Origin of the sequence: Hymenobacter monticola (assembly GCF_022811645.1) — a bacterium.
GTDB classification, from domain to species: domain Bacteria; phylum Bacteroidota; class Bacteroidia; order Cytophagales; family Hymenobacteraceae; genus Hymenobacter; species Hymenobacter monticola.
Genome location: NZ_CP094534.1, coordinates 3,516,041 through 3,532,007, shown reverse-complemented (window position 1 = coordinate 3,532,007; position 15,967 = coordinate 3,516,041). Strand labels below are relative to the sequence as shown.

The window sequence follows — 15,967 nt, the reverse complement described above, 5'->3', positions numbered from 1 at the left end:
CTAATTCAATGAGCAAACTTTATCGAAAACTCCTGCTGGTGGCAGTAGCCGCGGGTTTGGCGTCGGCCGGGGCGGCGCAGGCCCAGACCGCGCCCCAAACATTCACCCGACGCATTGCCACCGGCCTCGACGACGTGGAGCAGGCCGCCGACGGTAGCATCTACACCAACAGCTCGGACATAGAGCTGGTGGACGACGGCGGCAACGTTCAGACGGTAGGCCTGCGCTTCCCCAACGTGACGCTGCCGGCCGGGGCCTACGTCACCAACGCCTACATCCAGTTCACCTGCGATGAGCAAACGTTTGGCACCATCAACCTGACCATCAAGGGCCAGGCCCACGACAACGCGCCGGCCTTTACCACGACGGCCAACAACGTATCGGGCCGCACGGGCACGGCCGCGGCGGTGAGCTGGGCCCCGACGGGCTGGACTACCGAAGGCCGCGCCGGGACCGACGAAGCCACGCCCAACCTGAAGGACGTGGTGCAGGAAATCATCGGCCGGGCGGGCTGGCAGAGCGGCAACGCGCTGGCCTTCGTCATCACCGGCACGGGCGGGCGCACCGCCGAAGCCTACGAGGGCTCGGCCGCTCAGGCCCCGCAGCTGGTGGTGGAGTACTTCGTGCCCACCATCCGCACGGCCAGCGTGCGCATTGGCGCCAGCAGCGACGACGCCGAGGAAGCCACCAGCGGCAGCATCGACCTGACCAGCTCCGACCTGGAACTGGTGGACGACCCCAGCGGCCTCGGCAACAACCAAGTGGTGGGCATGCGCTTTCCAGGCCTGAATATTCCGGCCACGGCCACCATCACCCGCGCCTACGTGCAGTTTGCGGTGGATGAAAACCAGCACGTTGGGGCAACCAGCCTGCTCATCAAGGGCCAAGCCGCCGACAACGCGGCTACGTTTACCTCGACCAGCCGCAACATCAGCAGCCGTCCACTGACGACGGCCGGCGTAAGCTGGGCCCCGGTGGTGTGGCCGACGCTGAACGCCGCCGGGCCCGACCAAGCCACGCCCGATTTGAAGCGCATTGTGCAGGAAATCGTCGGCCGCACGGGCTGGCAGAGCGGCAACGCGCTGGCGCTGCTGGTGACGGGCACCGGCCGCCGCAACGCCCACGCCTACAACGGCCAGGCCGCCCTGGCCCCGCAGCTAGTGGTTGAATACTTCACGCCCGGCCCGGCGGTGGGCGCCTTCCCGGTGCCCCGCGGCGCCACCTGGAAATTCAACGACCAAGGCCAGAACCTGGGCACCGCCTGGACCGCCCCAGCCTACAACGACGCCAGCTGGAGCTACGGCCCCGCCGTGCTCGGCTACGGCGACCCGGTGACGACCACGCTCAACTTTGGCCCCAACAGCTCGGCCAAGTACCCGACCTATTACCTGCGCCACAACTTCGAAGTGGCCAATGCGGCGCTGTATGATTCGCTTACCTTCCAGGTGCGGCGCGACGATGGCGCCGTGGTGTACCTGAACGGCGTGGAGCAGTTCCGCACCAACATGCCCAACGGCACCATCGGCTACAGCACCTACGCCAGCGGCACGGTGGACGGGGCCAACGAAACAGCCTATTTCACCTTCAAAGTGCCCAGCCGCCAGCTCCTCACCGGGGCCAACGTGCTGGCCGTGGAGCTGCACCAGGACCGCGCCAGCTCGTCGGACGTGACCTTTGATATGGAGGTGAGCGGCCGCCTGATTCCGGTGAAAAACGACACGCCGGTGCTGACGGCCGGCAGCGCCTGGAAGTAACTCGACAACGGCAGCAACCAGGGCGCGGCCTGGAAAGCTCCCGCTTTCAACGATGCCGCTTGGGCCAGCGGCAACGCCGTGCTGGGCTACGGCAACGGCGACGAAGCTACCCGCGTGAGCTTCGGGCCCGATGCCGCCAACAAGCACCTCACCACCTACTTCCGCAAGACCTTCGCCGTAGCCGACACGACTGGTTTTAAAGGCCTGGAGCTGTCGCTCACCCGCGACGACGCGGCCGTGGTGTACCTCAACGGCACCGAAGTGCTGCGCTCCAACCTCGCGCCCGGCGCACTCAGCTACCAGTCGACGGCCCTGACGGCGGTGGAAGGTGCCGACGAAACCACGCCCATTATCGCCTACATCAACAAGCGCTTGCTGGCGCAGGGCAGCAATACCCTGGCGGTGGAAGTGCACAAGTTCAGCGCCTCGGACTCCGACTTGCGCTTTGATGCGGCGCTGCGCCTGCTGGTGGCCCCGCAGGTGACCACGCCCGTGACGGCCATCGTGAACTGCGACCCGCGCACGTCGACCACCATCGGCTGCTTCACTTCGGTGCGGCCCACGGCCCAGACGCCGGGCATAGTGTTTCCGAGCGCCACGCACGCGTTTCAGGAACTGGCCAAGTCGGGCGTGACGCGCTACACCGGCACCAACCAGACGTTGCCCGGCAACCACGACTTCACCGGCTACATTGCCCGCGGCGGCAGCAGCAAGCTGGGCTACCTGAGCATCAACCACGAAAACGACCCCGGCGGGGTATCGATGCTCAACCTGCGCCTCAACGAAACGACCATGACCTGGGCCGTGGACTCGGTGCGCCGGGTGGACTTTGGTCCGCTGGTGAAAACGACCCGCAACTGCTCGGGCGGCCTCACGCCCTGGGGCACCATCATCACCTCCGAGGAAACCGTGAACACCGGCGACGGCCGCCCCGACAAGCTCTGGGCCATGGGCCGCATGAGCCACGAAAACATTGCCATCAGCCGCGACAGCGTGACCATCTACGAGTGCGAAGACGGCGGTTCGAGCTGCGTCTACAAGTTCGTGGCCGACCAGAAAACCAAGCTCTACACCGGTGCGCTCTACGTGCTGCGCCGCGACAACGCCACTGCCACCACCGGCACCTGGATTCGGGTGCCCAACGCCACGCAGGCCGACCGCAACAACGCCAAAGACCTGGCCACCGCCCTGGGCGGCACCAACTGGAACCAGCTCGAAGACATTGAGTTTGGCCCCGACGGCAAGATGTACTTCACCTCGAAGGGCAGCGGCACCATCTGGCGATTCAAGGACAACGGCAGCACCGTGTCGGACATTGAAGCTTGGGTGACCAACCGCAACTACCCCATCACCTACGACGGCGGCACCCAGAACGAAAGCTGGGGCACCGGCATCGACAACCTGACCTTCGACGGCGAGGGCAACCTGTGGTCGCTGCAGGACGGCGGCCGCAACCACCTTTGGGTGGTGCGCCCCGACCACACGCCCGCCAACCCGCACGTGGAGCTGTTCATGACCACGCCGGCCGGCTCCGAGCCCACGGGCCTCACCTTCTCGCCCGATTTCCGCTACGGCTTCCTCTCCTTCCAGCACGCCAACAGCACCAACGCCCTGACCCAGACCGACGCCGCCGGCAACCCCGTGCGCTTCAACGCCAACACCACCCTGGTGTTTGCCCGCAAAGAATACCTGGGCGCCACGGCCGTGCTGCCCGCCTTCGAGTTGGGCGCCGACCGCACGCTCTGCGCCGGCGACTCAGTGCGCCTGCGTGCCTACACCGGCCGCGACGCGGTGGTTCGCTTCAGCGGCCCCGGCGCCATTTCGGCCACCGATTCGGTGCTGACCGTGCGCACCTCGGGCACGTACTACGCCACCGCCACCACCAACGCCGGCCGCACCTACACCGACAGCGTGCGCGTGACCATAGCTGCTCCGCTGGTGGCCAGCCTCGGCCCTGACCAGAGCCTGTGCGCCGCGTGCAGCCTCTCGCTCACGCCGGGCACGGGCTTCGCCTCGTACTTGTGGTCGGATGGCACGACGGGCAGCAGCCTCACGGCCACCGCCCCCGGCACTTACTTCGTGACCGTGACCAACGCCAGCGGCTGCTCGGCTACCGACACCATCCGCCTCGTGGCCCCGAACACCGTCTGGACCGGTCAGGTATCGACCGACTGGTTTACGGCCGGCAACTGGACTGGCGGCGAGCCCACTGCCACGCTCGATGCCTACGTGGGCGCCGGTGCCCCGCGCTACCCGGCTCTAAACACCGGCACGGCCACTGCCCGCAGCCTGACGCTGGCGTCTGGCGCGAGCGGCGGCATGCTCGATTTGAAAGGTAACTTCGCCAACAACGGCACCCTGACCAACACCGCGGGCATGCTCCGCCTGAGCGGCACCGCGGAGCAAACCATCGGCGGCAGCGCCGCCAGCACCTTCTTCGACCTGAGCGTGGGCAGCCCCGGCGCCCTGCTGGCCGGCCGCGTGGCCGTGCAGCGCAGCCTGATGCTCAATGGCAACCTGAACACGGCCGGGCAGCCGTTCACGCTGTTGTCGAATGCTACGGGCACGGCCTTGGTAACGAACAACGGCGGCGTGGTGACGGGCGACGTGACGGTGCAGCGTTACATCGACCCCAACCTCAATCCCGGCTTGGGCTACCGCCACTATAGCGCGCCGGTAACGGGCAGCACTGTGGCGGACCTGGCCACCAGTGGCTTCACGCCCGAAATCAGCCGGGCGGCTACTTACAACACCTCGGCTACGCCCAACTTGGTGACGCCCTTCCCCACCGTGTACGCCTACGACCAAAGCCGCGTGAGCTTGACCAACAGCTCCTTGCCCTTTGACCGCGGCTTTGTGGTACCCGCCAGCCTGAGCACGCCCCTGGCCGTGGGCCGCGGCTACGCCGTGAACATTGCCGGCACCCAGCTCGTGGATTTTGTGGGCAGCCTCAACAACGGCACGATACCGGTGGCCTTGAGCCGCATCGCAGGCAATGCCAATGCCGGCTGGGCCCTCGTGGGCAACCCGTACCCCGCGCCCCTCGACTGGAGCCTGGTGAGCCTGACGGACCGCGCTGGCCTCGACGCGGCTATGTACGTTTTCGAAAGCACCGGCCCCTACGCGGGCACCTACCGGGCCAACGTGAACGGGGTGGGCGGCAACGCCAACTCCGGCTCGCCGCTCATTGGCAGCAGCCAGGGCTTCTTCGTGCGGGTGAGCGACGGCCAGCCCAACGGCACGCTCACCTTCCGCAACAGCCAGCGCGTAACCGACCCCACCGTGCAGGGGCCCTTCCGCCGCACGGCCGCCGACACCCGCCCCCGGGTGCAGCTGGACCTGCGCGGCAACGCTGGCCCCACCGATGCCTTGGTAGCTTACGCCGAAACCGGCAGCACCCCGGCCCTCGACAGCCAGTTTGACGCCGTAAAAATGGCCAACTCCACCGGCCTGAACCTGGCTTCGGAAGCCGCTTCCGGCGAAGCGCTGGCCATCGATGGCCGCCCGGCCTTCACCGCCGCCACTGTGCTGCCGCTGCGCGTGGGCGTGCCCGCCGCCGGCACCTACACCCTCACGGCCGCCGCGTTGCTCAATCTGCCAGCGTCGCTCGATGTCTTTCTGACTGACGCCGCCACGGGCCAGACCGTGAATCTGCGCCAGCAGGTGGCTTACTCCTTTGCCGTGACTTCGGTCCAGGCTGCTGCGCTCATCACGGGGCGCTTCACGCTGCATTTCGCTCAGCGCACGGTCACGGCTACCGCGGCGGCCCTATCGGCCACGCAAGTGGCGCTATACCCCAACCCGGCCCACGATGCCTTCACCGTGCTGGTGCCGGCCGTGCCCGGGGCCACCGCCGTGCAGGCCGACCTGCTCAACGCCTTGGGCCAAGTGGTGCGCACGCAGTTGGCGGCCTTGCCTGCTGCCGGTGCCCGGTTCACGGTAGCAACGGCGGATTTGGCCAAGGGCGTGTACACCCTGCGCCTGCGGGTAGCGGCCACCACCCTCGCCAAGCGCGTCGTTATTCAATAGCTCATTGGGCCAGGGTTCGCCCTGGCCCATTTTTTCTTTCAAGCGTATGAAATTGTTCCTTCTCACGGCGGCCCTGGTGACTGCGGCCGCTACACTGTCTCAGGCCCAGCCCGGTTCGGGCGGTCCCGGCCCGGGCACGCCCACCACGCCCGTTACCCCTACCGACGTGCCCCTCGACGGTGGCGTGGCCTACGGCCTGCGAAGGCTCCGCCAGCGCCGCACCCGCTAAATCGCGCCGGGCCAAGGCCCAAAAAAAGCTCCTGCTGAATCTCGGCAGGAGCTTTTTTTGGGCCTTTATTGATGGTTTTACTTGCTGTACAGGCGCTGACATTCATACGTTGAGGCCAAGCTTATGCGTCGGGAAATGCCGGGTTCATTCAGCCGAAGAAACACAGCGGTAATGTGCTCACCATCTTGGCAAAACATGCCGCCGGTAATTTTGCGGGCTTACGCATCTGCTTCTCTATTTGAACAACCATGAGCAAGCATAAAGCCTGGGGGAGCCTTGTCCTTCTGCTGGCCCTGGCCGCTCCCGTCTGGGGCCAGGGGCACCTGCTGACGCCTGCGCAACTCGATACGGCCAAGATTTACTACGATGCCCGCGAGGCCCTGGCCCACTCGGCCCGGGTGTACCGGCTCAACCTGCGGCAGCAGAACTACTACACCTTTCTGCCGGAGTTGGGGGCGCTGGTCAACGTGCAGTTCATCAACGCCATGATGAACAATATGGCCGAACTCGCCCCGGAAATTGGCCGCTTGCAACACCTGCAGGTAATCAACTTCCGGGAAAACAAGCTCCGTACCCTGCCATCTGCTTTCTTCACCCTGCGAAACCTGAAGTCCATTGATTTCGGGCACAACCAATTTGCGGAACTGAGCGCTGGCTTTGGCCGGCTGCGCCGCCTGCAGGTGCTGCAGCTGGGCGAAAACCTCATTCGGGACATCTCCCCCGAAATCGGTCGCCTGCAAGCCCTGCACTCGCTCAACCTGAGCTACAACCAGCTGGAAATGCTGCCCTCTGAGCTGGGCCGCCTACGCCGCCTGCGTGACTTGGCCCTCAGCCAGAACCAATTGCGCGAGCTTCCAGCGGCCCTTTCCAAGCTGCATAACCTCCAAATCTTGTCGCTCGACTACAACCAACTTACCACACTGCCCGCTGAGCTGGGCCAGCTCGGCGAGTTGCGGAGCCTCCTGCTTGGCCACAACCAACTGGTGGCAGTGCCTGCCCAGCTGGCCCGGCTAAAGAAGCTGGAACTGCTGAACCTGGGCCACAACCAACTAACCGCCCTGCCTACTGCCCTGGCTCAACTCTCTAACCTGCGCACCTTGATTCTGACGGGCAACCACTTCCCGGCTGACGAAAAAGCCCGCATTACTGCCGCTTTTCCCCGGGCCACGGTGATATTCTGAGCGGCTCGAACCGAAACGTTGTGCCGGGCGGGCAACGCAAAACAGCCCCGCCTTGCTTGGCGGGGCATGTTATGCGAATGGCAGAGAGCCCTCTTACTTGGCCGGTGCCGGCTCGGCAGCTGACAGCGCCGGCGCATTTGCCTCGGTAGCAGTCGGCTTGGTCGCCGAAGCTGGCCGGCGGCTAGCAGTTGTGGCGGCGCGCGCAACGCTGGGGCGCCCCTTCTTGGCGGCTGAGGCCGGTGCTACCGGAGCAGCAAGTGCGCCGTCGGCTTTGCTGGCGTGTTTTGCCTCTTGTTTGGCCTGTTTGGCATTTTGCTTGGCTTCCTTGCGGCGCTGCTTCAGCACTTGTGCGGCGAGACGCTTGACCGTTTTCGCGATGCCTTTAGCGGCCTTAGCGTCGGGTGTTTCACTGGTGCTCAGGAAGGGCTGCAAGACCGTGGCCATTTCGCCGGCCAGCGCTTTGCGGGCCCGCTTAGCGGTCAGCGGCGTGGGGGCAGCGGCCTTGGCTTGCTTGCCTTGCTTTTTGGTGAGCTGCTTGGCCAGCTGCCGCAGGGTTTTGGTAACGCCTTTGGGAGGCTGGCTACCGGAAGTGTCCACCAGATGGGGCACAAGGGCCGTGGTCAGCTGCTAAAGGAGAGGGTTTTTGGGAGTGCTCATGGGAAAATGCAGGCCGCTGGGCGGCGCGACAGTTGAAGAAGGTAACGCAGTGCCGAACGCACATCAACCAACAAAACCACACTGGCCCTGGAAAGTCTGGTAGTATTAGGCCTTAGGGAAGTAGAGCTGGCCGGCAAGAGGCGACAAGATTACAAAGTTTGGAAAGGGCATGCCCGCGCATGCCCCCTAAACCGGCCTTTTTCAATGTTAAGTTTTTACAGGTGACTTTGGCGTCCGCCAGTGGCCAGTTGATTTCATCCAGCCACAGCCCGCTCTAGCCATCGTTAATTAAGAGCTGCAACAAACATAGACTCAACTTGTAGGGCACAGCGATTAATAATATAGCACGAGGGAGGACATAAAGCCTCAAGGCAACTTTCTCTCCTCGTCCTTGCTCATTACTTGCTCTTCCAGCTTCAATCGCCCCATGAAATACTACTGCAAATACAGCGCTGAGGACTCCCTGTGGGGCGTTGGGCTTACCTACCTCGAGTACGACATGGCCTCCGGCGAACCGCTTCGCCAAGTCGACGACTACGGCAATATTCTGTTCTACAGCCAGCCCGACGTTATGACTCCGAAGGAGCAAGGCACCTGTTACTTAACCGAATCCTCCTTGGCCTTGGAACTTCAATACGAAGAGGACCGGGTGCTGCCCGAAGTATTTGAAGCGAAGTGGGCGCGGGCCACGGCCTTTTACGACAGCCGACTCGACGTGAAAAAGCGGTATGCCACGGGCTACGAGGTAACGCCCGAAGACGCTCAGGAACTCATCCTGAAATTCAACCACCTTGCTCGATAAAGCCTCCTTGCAATTCCAGGTGCTATTCGGACCTTCTTCGTGAATGCCAAGCGGATACTTTCGGTCTACAGATTACATTCGTTCGATGTGGAGTGAACTACGCGCTGCAATTGAACAGGCCCGCTTATACCTGCCCCTTTCCGTGTAGGACTTTGTGCCCTTGCCCTTTCCCACCGACTGGGCCGGATTGGAAAAGCGCATCTACCACGCGTTTTGCCGCTTAGACCACCCCATCGCTCGCCCTGTGTGGTTATAGAAACGCTTCCGGCCGGGTGCCGTGGGGCTGGCCTGCGAAGACGTGCCCCACGTTCAGTTTGACCTCCTTGGCAGACCCGGCCGAGGCCGTCTGGTTAATGCTCACCGAAACGGTGCACGGCGGGGACAAATTCTGGTTTAACCTGGGAACGCCCCGCGCCATCGGCCGGGTGCTGGACGAGTGCTCTACTTGGACGAAATTTACCTGCTGTCGAAAAAGTACGCATGGCTGCTGTCCCTGAACAACCACGACGAGCTGTACGGGATTGGGTCCCCCATGCAGTAAAGACTCTTGGCTCGCGGAGCGCAACCCGTTACCTGAAGCTTGGGCATGGCAAGCTTTGGGCCATTCAAATGAAGTGTTCTAGACAAGGCGGACAGAAGCAGGCCGTGTATTTCTTCTGTTATGACAGTAAAAACCAGCGGGTCGTCGCCCGACAAACGGCGTAAATACGACGAGGCATTTAAGGCCGAGGCCCTGCGCCTAGCCAGTGAGAGCCGCAGTACGCAAGCGGCGGCGCGGCAACTGGGCATCAGTCCCAAGTTGCTCTACCGCTGGCAGCAGGCCCGGCTCGTGGCCGAAGTCGGCAGTGAGGGAGTGGCCCGCGACCCGGGGGTGCGCGCCCTGCGGGCCCGTCTGAAACGGGCCGAGCAGGAGCTCGATATTTTAAAAAAAGCCTTGGTCATCTTCGGCCAATCGACCCGGTGAGCACCTACCAGCACATCGCCCAGCGGGCCAGCCAGGTGCCGGTGCGTCAGCCCTGCCAGGTGCTGCGCGTGGCCCCGGCCGCGTATTACGCCTGGCGGCACCGTCGGCAGCAGCCGGTAGTCGAGCCGACTTGGCAAGCAGCCGTACGCGAGGCGTTTATGCATCACAGCCAACGCTACGGTACGCGTCGGCTGCGGGCCGAAGTGCAGGCGCAAGGCCACGCCGTGGGCCGCTGGCGCATTCGCCGCGTGCTCCAGGCGCACGGCCTGCTCGCCCAGCAGCCCCGCTCGTTTGTGCCCCGAACCACCGATTCCGACCCGGCCGTGCGCGCCGCGCCCAACCGCTTGCTCGGCCAGCCGGCCCCCACCGCCCCCAACCGGGTGTGGGTCGGCGACATCACGTGTCTGCCTCGCCAAGGCGGCGGCTGGCTCTACCTGGCCGTGTGGCTCGACCGCTGCTCGCGCAAAGTCGTCGGCTGGGACGTGCGCGACACCATGCCCGAAGACCTGGCAGCGAGGCGCTGCAGCGCGCCCTGGCCGTGCGCCGGCCTCCGGCCGGGCTCGTCGTCCACTCCGACCAGGGCAGCCAGTACACGGCCCCCCGCTTCAAAGACCTGGTCGCTAAACACGGCGCGCTGCAAAGCATGAGCCGGCGGGGCAACTGCTACGACAACGCCCACGCCGAATCGTTTTGGAGCCGCTTCAAAGCCGAACTACTCGACGGCGGCAGCTTCCCCAGGCTGGCCGAAGCCCAACTCGAAATCAGCCACCACATCGCCTACTACAACGCCGAGCGGCGGCATTCGGCGCTTGGCCATCAAGCACCCAACTACTTCGAAACCCATCTTCAAACAACGTCCCAACTCTGTCCGGCTTAGCTAGACCACCTCACACCACAAAGGGCCGGCTTCTGCAAGTGAAGCTGCTCGTGGCACTGGTACCGGGTGCCGTTAGGGGCGCGCCAGTGTCCAGCGCGGGCAGCCGGTTGCTTCCCTGCTACGCCACCTGCCAGCATCGTACGTCATAACAAAGGCAGATATGTCGTACCCACTGCCGGTTCCCTAAATGACGCATTGTCCGGCTGACCACCGTTGATTCTGCTGCGCGGCGGTGGGCTTGCGCACGCACAACAGCCGCTGTCTTTCCGTTGAAATTAGCTCAGGGGACAGCACCCTCTCTTTTACGACCGATGCCAGCTTTCACGCCGGCTTCGGCGTGCGCTTTTACAGCACGGTCACCTGCGTCGGCGTGGCGGGCAGCACCGTGACCGAAGTGGTGGTTTACAACCGGAACCAAGCCTAGGGGAGACGACGTACTCCGCGCGCGGCGTGGTGCGGCGCATTTCCCCCGCGGCCGGAACGGCCGGCTGGTACCCTACGGGTTGTACTGTGTTTAGTATCCCACGGGCAGCATCTACCAGATGAGCCGCTGGTCGTTCGGCGACCTGAAACAGACGGTCCACTACAATGAATGCGGGCAAGTCATTCGGGTCTTCACCTACCACCACAACCAGCTCGTACCGCCCCACAAAAACTCCAAGGACACCAGAATATGACACCCACGCTGGAGTTCACGGAAACGGTCCTAATACCAAAAGCAGGAGTGTTAGCAGCTACCCTCATTAAGGGTAGGCGGCCGCGCCTACTACCGGTCGTTGAGCTTGCGAATCAACTCCACTTCTTCGGGCTTGTAGGGGGTGCCGTCGCGCCGAAATACTTCGTGAAACCATTCCTTGGGCTCGCTGCCATCGGCCAGGGGCGTGTCCCAGGCGTACTTGGTGTTGGTTTTGCCGTCGACCAAGCCCCAGTTGATGGCGCCCACGTTTTCGCGCTTGAGCAGGGGCATAATGTTGGCAAACCGGCTGTTGCGGGTGCGGGCCATGTACTCGGTGCAGATAAGCGGGCGGCCGCTGGTTTTCAGCATCTGAATCACGCGCAGGTGCCAGGGCTCTTCCTCGTAGTCGTGGTAGGTCACGATGTCAGAATTGCCCACCTGCAGCGCGTTCAGGGCCGTGAAATCCCAGGCCCAGATGCCCGAGGTGAGCGGTTGCTCGGGTTTGACCTCACGGGCCCAGGCAAAGACATTGCGCACCAACGGCAGCGAGGCCGTAAGCTTCTTGGAGTTGCCCGGCTCGTTGTATAGGTCCCACAGCAGCACGCGCTGGTCGGCGCGAAACGTCCTTAGCACGTCCTGCACGTAGGGCTTGAGCTTGCTGAAGGTGAGGGAATCGCGCGAGTTGGGCTCGCCGGGGTCCTGTACCCAGCCCGAGTTGTGCACGCCGGTTTTGGGCGCGGGCTGCAGGCCGGGCTGCGGCGTGGGGTTCCAGCAGTCGTCGAAAAACACGAAAATGGTCTGGATGTGGTGCTTATCGGCCACGGCCAGGTATTGGTTTACGCGCTTTTTGAAGCCCACCGGGTCCTGCTGCCAGGCCAGGCTGTGCAAAAACACGCGCATGGTGTTGAAGCCAATGCCTTCGGCCCAGCCCAGCTCCCGGTCGATGGTGGCGGGGTCGAAGGTGCCGGCCTGCCACATCTCCAGCTGGTTGATGGCCGTGCTCGGGATGAAGTTGGCGCCGCTCATCCAGGGGTGGGCACGGTACCAGGCCTGAGCCTTGGCTACGGGCCACACCTTGGCGGAGGCGGCGGGCGCTACCGGACGGGCGGCCGTTTTGGGTTTCGCTGGCTGGGCCAGGGCCCCCGCAGCCGGCAATGCCAACCACAGCAATAGGAGGAGTTTTTTCATGGTAACTGACGAAAGCGAAGTCTGATTTTTATTAGCGCCGCCGCACGATGAGGGCAGGCTCGGCCGCCTCGGCGTAGAGTTCGGGCTCCCGCAGCGACGACTGCCGCACCAGCAGTTCCGGGCGCAACGATACCTTCCGCGGCGAAAACGGGCCGCCTTCAGCATCTATCAGCTCCAGGAGCAGGCGCACGGCCGCCTGGCCCATTTCTTCCGAGCGCTGGTCTACGCTGGTCAGGTTGGGCTCGGTGACCAGCGTGAAGGTCTCGTTGCTGAAACCGGTGATGGCCACGTCTTCGGGCACGCGCAAGCCCTGGCGGCGGGCTTCCTGCAGGGCCCCCAGCGCGCTGTCGTCGCCGGCCGAAAACACGGCATCGGGCGGGTTGGGCAGCAGCATGAGCTGGCGCAAACTGTCCACGCCCTGCGCGTGCAGCATGTCGGAGTACACCACCAGGTTTTCGTCTTCTGGTAAGCCGGCTTCGCGCAGGGCATCGAGGTAGCCCTGGCGGCGGTTTCGGTAGATGTTGAGGTGCTGCGGCCCGGCCAGGTGGGCAATGCGGCGGCAGCCCTGGCCGATGAGGTGGCGCGTGGAAATGTAGCCGCCTTCGCGGTCGTCGAGCACCACGGCGTTCACGTTGTCGCCTTCTTCCACGCGGTCGAAAAACACCAGCGGCATGCCGCGGCTGCGCAGCTTATCGAAGTGCTTGTAGTCGAGCGTGGTGCGCGACATCGATACCAGTACCCCCGCTACCTGGGCGCTGAGCAGGGTGTCGAGGTTGCGCCGCTCCAGCACCACGTCCTCGTGCGACTGGCAGATGATGACGTTGTAGCCGGCCTTGCTGGCCGCTTTTTCCATGCCGTACACCACCGTCGGAAAAAAGCGCCCTTCGAGGTAGGGCACCACAATGCCGAGCAGCTTGCTTTTGCCTTTGCGCAGCGCCGACGCCATGCGGTTGGGCTGGTAGTTGTACTTGCGGGCCAGTTTCTGCACCTTCTGCTTCATGGCGGGCCCGATGCTGAAATGGTCGCTCAGCGCCCGCGAGATGGTGGTAGTGGACACGCCGAGCTCCCGGGCGAGGTCCGCCATGGAAACGGAGTTGGAGGGGGGAACTACTTCGGGTTCTTTTTTTTTGCGAGAAGCCATGGCTAGGATGGGGAGCACAACGACGTGTGCGGAAGCGAGGGTGGAGGAATCGTCCGGCCCGGCGGCAGTGGGTGCTGGCCGGCTATCGGGCCTGATTGGCGGAGAAAGAGCTGTTGCGCGCCTGGGTACGAACAGGTTTTTTTCGGTTGTTTTTGCGAAAGGTACACAAGATGTGAATCTATTCCACTTACTTTACACAATCGATTGTGTATTTCATGCTGTAACGTGCAACAAACAGCCGGCTTGGCTGGGTCCAACGTGGCCGGTCCGGCGCTTTCGAGTCCTGCTTTTTCTCCCCGCTTTTGCGCATTACCACTTTCCTTTTTCATATGTCCCGACTCCATCCCACCTGCTTCGGAACGATGGCCGCTGGCCTGGCCCTGAGCAACCTGCTGGGCCTGGCGCCGGCGCTGGCCCAAACCAAAGCCACCGCCGCCAACACCCTCACCGTACAAGTCAACAAACCGGGGGCCCCGGTCAGCCAAAAGATGTACGGACTGTTTTTCGAAGACATCAACTTTGCGGCCGACGGCGGCTTGTACCCCGAGCTGGTCAAAAACAAGTCGTTTGAAACCGACGACCACCTTATCGGCTGGAAAGCCATCCGGGGCGCGGCCGGCCTGGCCGACTACCGCGTGTCGTCGGACCGGCCCATCAGCAACGCCAACAACCACTTCCTGCGCCTGAGCGTGAAAACCGCCGGCCCCGACGCGGGCTTCGTGAACGAGGGCTTTCGGGGCATGGGCGTGAAGCAAGGCGCCGAATACACCTTTTCCATCTATGCCCGCCGCGGCCCCGGCAGCATCGGCGCGCTAAACGTAACGCTGGAAGAACCCGGAGCCGGGGCTGGCCCCGAGGCCCCGGGTGCGGGCCACACGCTGGCCCAGGCTCAGCTCACGGGCCTCACCGGCGAGTGGAAGAAGTACTCCGTAGTGCTCAAGCCCTCAGCCACTTCCGCCAAGGCCCGCCTCAAGCTGACGGTGGAGGGCACCGGCACGGTGGACCTGGATGTGGCGTCGCTGTTTCCGAAAGACACCTGGGGCAAGCGCGAAAACGGCCTGCGGCCCGACCTCGTGCAGCTGCTCAAGGACATGAAACCCGGCTTCCTGCGCTTTCCCGGCGGCTGCATCGTGGAGGGCACCACCCTCGACAACCGCTACCAGTGGAAGGAAACCATCGGCGACGTGGCCAGCCGCAAGCCCATGATAAACCGCTGGAACAAGGAGTTTAAGCACCGCTACACGCCCGACTACTACCAATCGTTCGGCCTGGGCTTTTTTGAGTACTTCCAGCTCTCGGAGGACATTGGCGCCGAGCCCCTGCCGATTCTGAACGTGGGCATGGCCTGCCAGTTCAACTCGGCCGAGCTGGCCCCCATCAGCGCGGCCAAGGGGCCCAACGCCGCCGGCGCGGCCGATGAGCCCACGCTGGACACCTTCATTCAGGACGCGCTGGATTTGATTGAGTTTGCCAACGGCCCCGCCAGCAGCCCCTGGGGCGCCAAGCGCGTGGCCATGGGGCACCCGGCGCCTTTCAACCTGAAGATGATAGGCATCGGCAACGAGCAGTGGGGCCCGCAGTACCTGGAGCGCTACGAGCCGTTTGCCAAAGCCGTGAAGGCGAAGTACCCGCAGATGCAGTTGGTGAGCAGCGCCGGCCCCAGCCCCGACGGCGACTTATTCGACAAAGCCACGGCCAAGCTGCGCGAGTGGAACGCCGAGTATATCGACGAGCACTATTACGCCAGCCCCGAGTGGTTCCGCCAGCACGCCGACCGCTACGACAACTACCCCACCACGGGTCCCAAAATTTTCGCGGGCGAATACGCGGCCCAAACCGTAGCCATTGGCAGCCCCGACAACAAGAACAGTTGGGACGCCGCCATTTCGGAGGCCGCGTTCATGACCGGCCTGGAGCGCAACGCCGACAAAGTGGCCATGGCCTCCTACGCCCCCATGCTGGCCCACGTGGACGCCTGGCAGTGGACGCCGAACATGATTTGGTTCGACAACCTGCGCGCCTTTGGCACCGCCAACTACTACGTGCAGAAAATGTACGCCACCAACAAAGGCACCACCATGCTGCCGGTGCAACGCGCCGCGGGCGCCAAAAACGGCGCTGATAACCTCTTCACCAGCGCCGTGGCCGACGACGCCAGCGGCGACATCGTGGTGAAGCTGGTGAACTACTCGGCCGAGGCCCGGCCCGTGGCCGTGAACCTGCAGGGGGTGAAAAAGCTGGGCAAAACTGCCAAGGCCATCACGCTGGCCAGCAACGACCTAAACGCCGTGAATAGCCTGGACCAACCCCAGAACCTGGCCCCCGCCGAAACGACGTTCAAGGTGTCGTCGCCCAACGTGACCTATACCCTGGCGCCGCGTTCATTCACGGTGCTGCGCATTCCCGGCAAACGCTAATAAGCTCTTGGCTGGTATGAACATGCGGACTTTCCCTTTTGCGTTGGAGGCG

13 protein-coding genes and 1 pseudogene are annotated in these 15,967 nt (G+C 63.8%); 11 read left to right on the top strand and 3 right to left on the bottom strand.

What is annotated here, in order from left to right; translation table 11 throughout:
- The first annotated feature begins 8 nt into the window (after positions 1 to 8).
- From MTP16_RS14655 to MTP16_RS14640, 4 genes are all read left to right on the top strand, one after another.
- Positions 9 to 1,754, top strand: a complete 1,746-nt coding sequence (locus tag MTP16_RS14655) for a hypothetical protein (RefSeq protein WP_243510814.1) — start codon at positions 9 to 11, stop codon at positions 1,752 to 1,754.
- 78 nt (positions 1,755 to 1,832) lie between these two features.
- Positions 1,833 to 5,783 (top strand): alkaline phosphatase PhoX, encoded by a 3,951-nt coding sequence (locus MTP16_RS14650; RefSeq protein ID WP_243510812.1) that lies wholly within the window; start codon positions 1,833 to 1,835, stop codon positions 5,781 to 5,783.
- Between the two features lie 46 nt (positions 5,784 to 5,829).
- A complete protein-coding gene (locus MTP16_RS14645) occupies positions 5,830 to 6,012 on the top strand; it encodes a hypothetical protein (protein WP_243510810.1) in 183 nt (60 codons plus the stop codon).
- Positions 6,013 to 6,260: 248 nt separating this feature from the next.
- Entirely contained in the window at positions 6,261 to 7,193 is a 933-nt protein-coding gene (locus MTP16_RS14640; protein ID WP_243510808.1) for a leucine-rich repeat domain-containing protein, read from the top strand.
- Between the two features lie 93 nt (positions 7,194 to 7,286).
- On the opposite strand, the gene MTP16_RS14635 is transcribed toward MTP16_RS14640, so the two are convergent.
- A complete protein-coding gene (locus tag MTP16_RS14635) occupies positions 7,287 to 7,790 on the bottom strand; it encodes a hypothetical protein (RefSeq protein ID WP_243510806.1) in 504 nt (167 codons plus the stop codon).
- 487 nt (positions 7,791 to 8,277) lie between these two features.
- Here MTP16_RS14635 and MTP16_RS14630 point away from each other — a divergent pair, with 487 nt between their 5' ends.
- The 6 genes and pseudogenes from MTP16_RS14630 (at position 8,278) to MTP16_RS14610 (ending at position 10,917) form a co-directional block, all read left to right on the top strand.
- Positions 8,278 to 8,652, top strand: a complete 375-nt coding sequence (locus tag MTP16_RS14630) for a hypothetical protein (RefSeq protein ID WP_243510803.1) — start codon at positions 8,278 to 8,280, stop codon at positions 8,650 to 8,652.
- A 272-nt stretch (positions 8,653 to 8,924) separates the two neighbouring features.
- Positions 8,925 to 9,193, top strand: a pseudogene (locus MTP16_RS26100) (DUF6756 family protein).
- Between the two features lie 120 nt (positions 9,194 to 9,313).
- Positions 9,314 to 9,616, top strand: coding sequence for a transposase (locus MTP16_RS14625; protein ID WP_243510801.1), 303 nt, complete (start codon positions 9,314 to 9,316; stop codon positions 9,614 to 9,616).
- Positions 9,613 to 10,263, top strand: a complete 651-nt coding sequence (locus MTP16_RS14620) for a DDE-type integrase/transposase/recombinase (RefSeq protein WP_243510789.1) — start codon at positions 9,613 to 9,615, stop codon at positions 10,261 to 10,263. The genes MTP16_RS14625 and MTP16_RS14620 overlap by 4 nt, the downstream gene beginning before the upstream one ends.
- Positions 10,155 to 10,493, top strand: coding sequence for an integrase core domain-containing protein (locus MTP16_RS14615; RefSeq protein WP_380286625.1), 339 nt, complete (start codon positions 10,155 to 10,157; stop codon positions 10,491 to 10,493). The genes MTP16_RS14620 and MTP16_RS14615 overlap by 109 nt, the downstream gene beginning before the upstream one ends.
- A 238-nt stretch (positions 10,494 to 10,731) precedes the next feature.
- Positions 10,732 to 10,917 (top strand): hypothetical protein, encoded by a 186-nt coding sequence (locus tag MTP16_RS14610; protein ID WP_243510775.1) that lies wholly within the window; start codon positions 10,732 to 10,734, stop codon positions 10,915 to 10,917.
- Positions 10,918 to 11,259: 342 nt separating this feature from the next.
- Here the strand turns inward: MTP16_RS14610 and MTP16_RS14605 are convergent, their stop codons facing one another.
- A complete protein-coding gene (locus MTP16_RS14605; protein WP_243510773.1) occupies positions 11,260 to 12,357 on the bottom strand; it encodes a glycoside hydrolase 5 family protein in 1,098 nt (365 codons plus the stop codon).
- 31 nt (positions 12,358 to 12,388) lie between these two features.
- The gene (locus MTP16_RS14600) at positions 12,389 to 13,441 is read right to left on the bottom strand and encodes a LacI family DNA-binding transcriptional regulator (RefSeq protein ID WP_243510768.1); all 1,053 of its coding nucleotides are present in this window, start codon (positions 13,439 to 13,441) and stop codon (positions 12,389 to 12,391) included.
- 386 nt (positions 13,442 to 13,827) lie between these two features.
- Here MTP16_RS14600 and MTP16_RS14595 point away from each other — a divergent pair, with 386 nt between their 5' ends.
- Entirely contained in the window at positions 13,828 to 15,915 is a 2,088-nt protein-coding gene (locus MTP16_RS14595; protein WP_243510765.1) for an alpha-L-arabinofuranosidase C-terminal domain-containing protein, read from the top strand.
- Positions 15,916 to 15,967: the final 52 nt, after the last annotated feature.

Bases quoted from the DNA above. Each gene is read 5' to 3' on its own strand.
- MTP16_RS14655 (WP_243510814.1), top strand. From the start codon at position 9: ATGAGCAAACTTTATCGAAAACTCCTGCTGGTGGCAGTAGCCGCGGGT.
- MTP16_RS14645 (WP_243510810.1), top strand. From the start codon at position 5,830: ATGAAATTGTTCCTTCTCACGGCGGCCCTGGTGACTGCGGCCGCTACA.
- MTP16_RS14640 (WP_243510808.1), top strand. From the start codon at position 6,261: ATGAGCAAGCATAAAGCCTGGGGGAGCCTTGTCCTTCTGCTGGCCCTG.
- MTP16_RS14630 (WP_243510803.1), top strand. From the start codon at position 8,278: ATGAAATACTACTGCAAATACAGCGCTGAGGACTCCCTGTGGGGCGTT.
- MTP16_RS14625 (WP_243510801.1), top strand. From the start codon at position 9,314: ATGACAGTAAAAACCAGCGGGTCGTCGCCCGACAAACGGCGTAAATAC.
- MTP16_RS14605 (WP_243510773.1), bottom strand. From the start codon at position 12,357: ATGAAAAAACTCCTCCTATTGCTGTGGTTGGCATTGCCGGCTGCGGGG.
- MTP16_RS14600 (WP_243510768.1), bottom strand. From the start codon at position 13,441: ATGGCGGACCTCGCCCGGGAGCTCGGCGTGTCCACTACCACCATCTCG.
- MTP16_RS14595 (WP_243510765.1), top strand. From the start codon at position 13,828: ATGTCCCGACTCCATCCCACCTGCTTCGGAACGATGGCCGCTGGCCTG.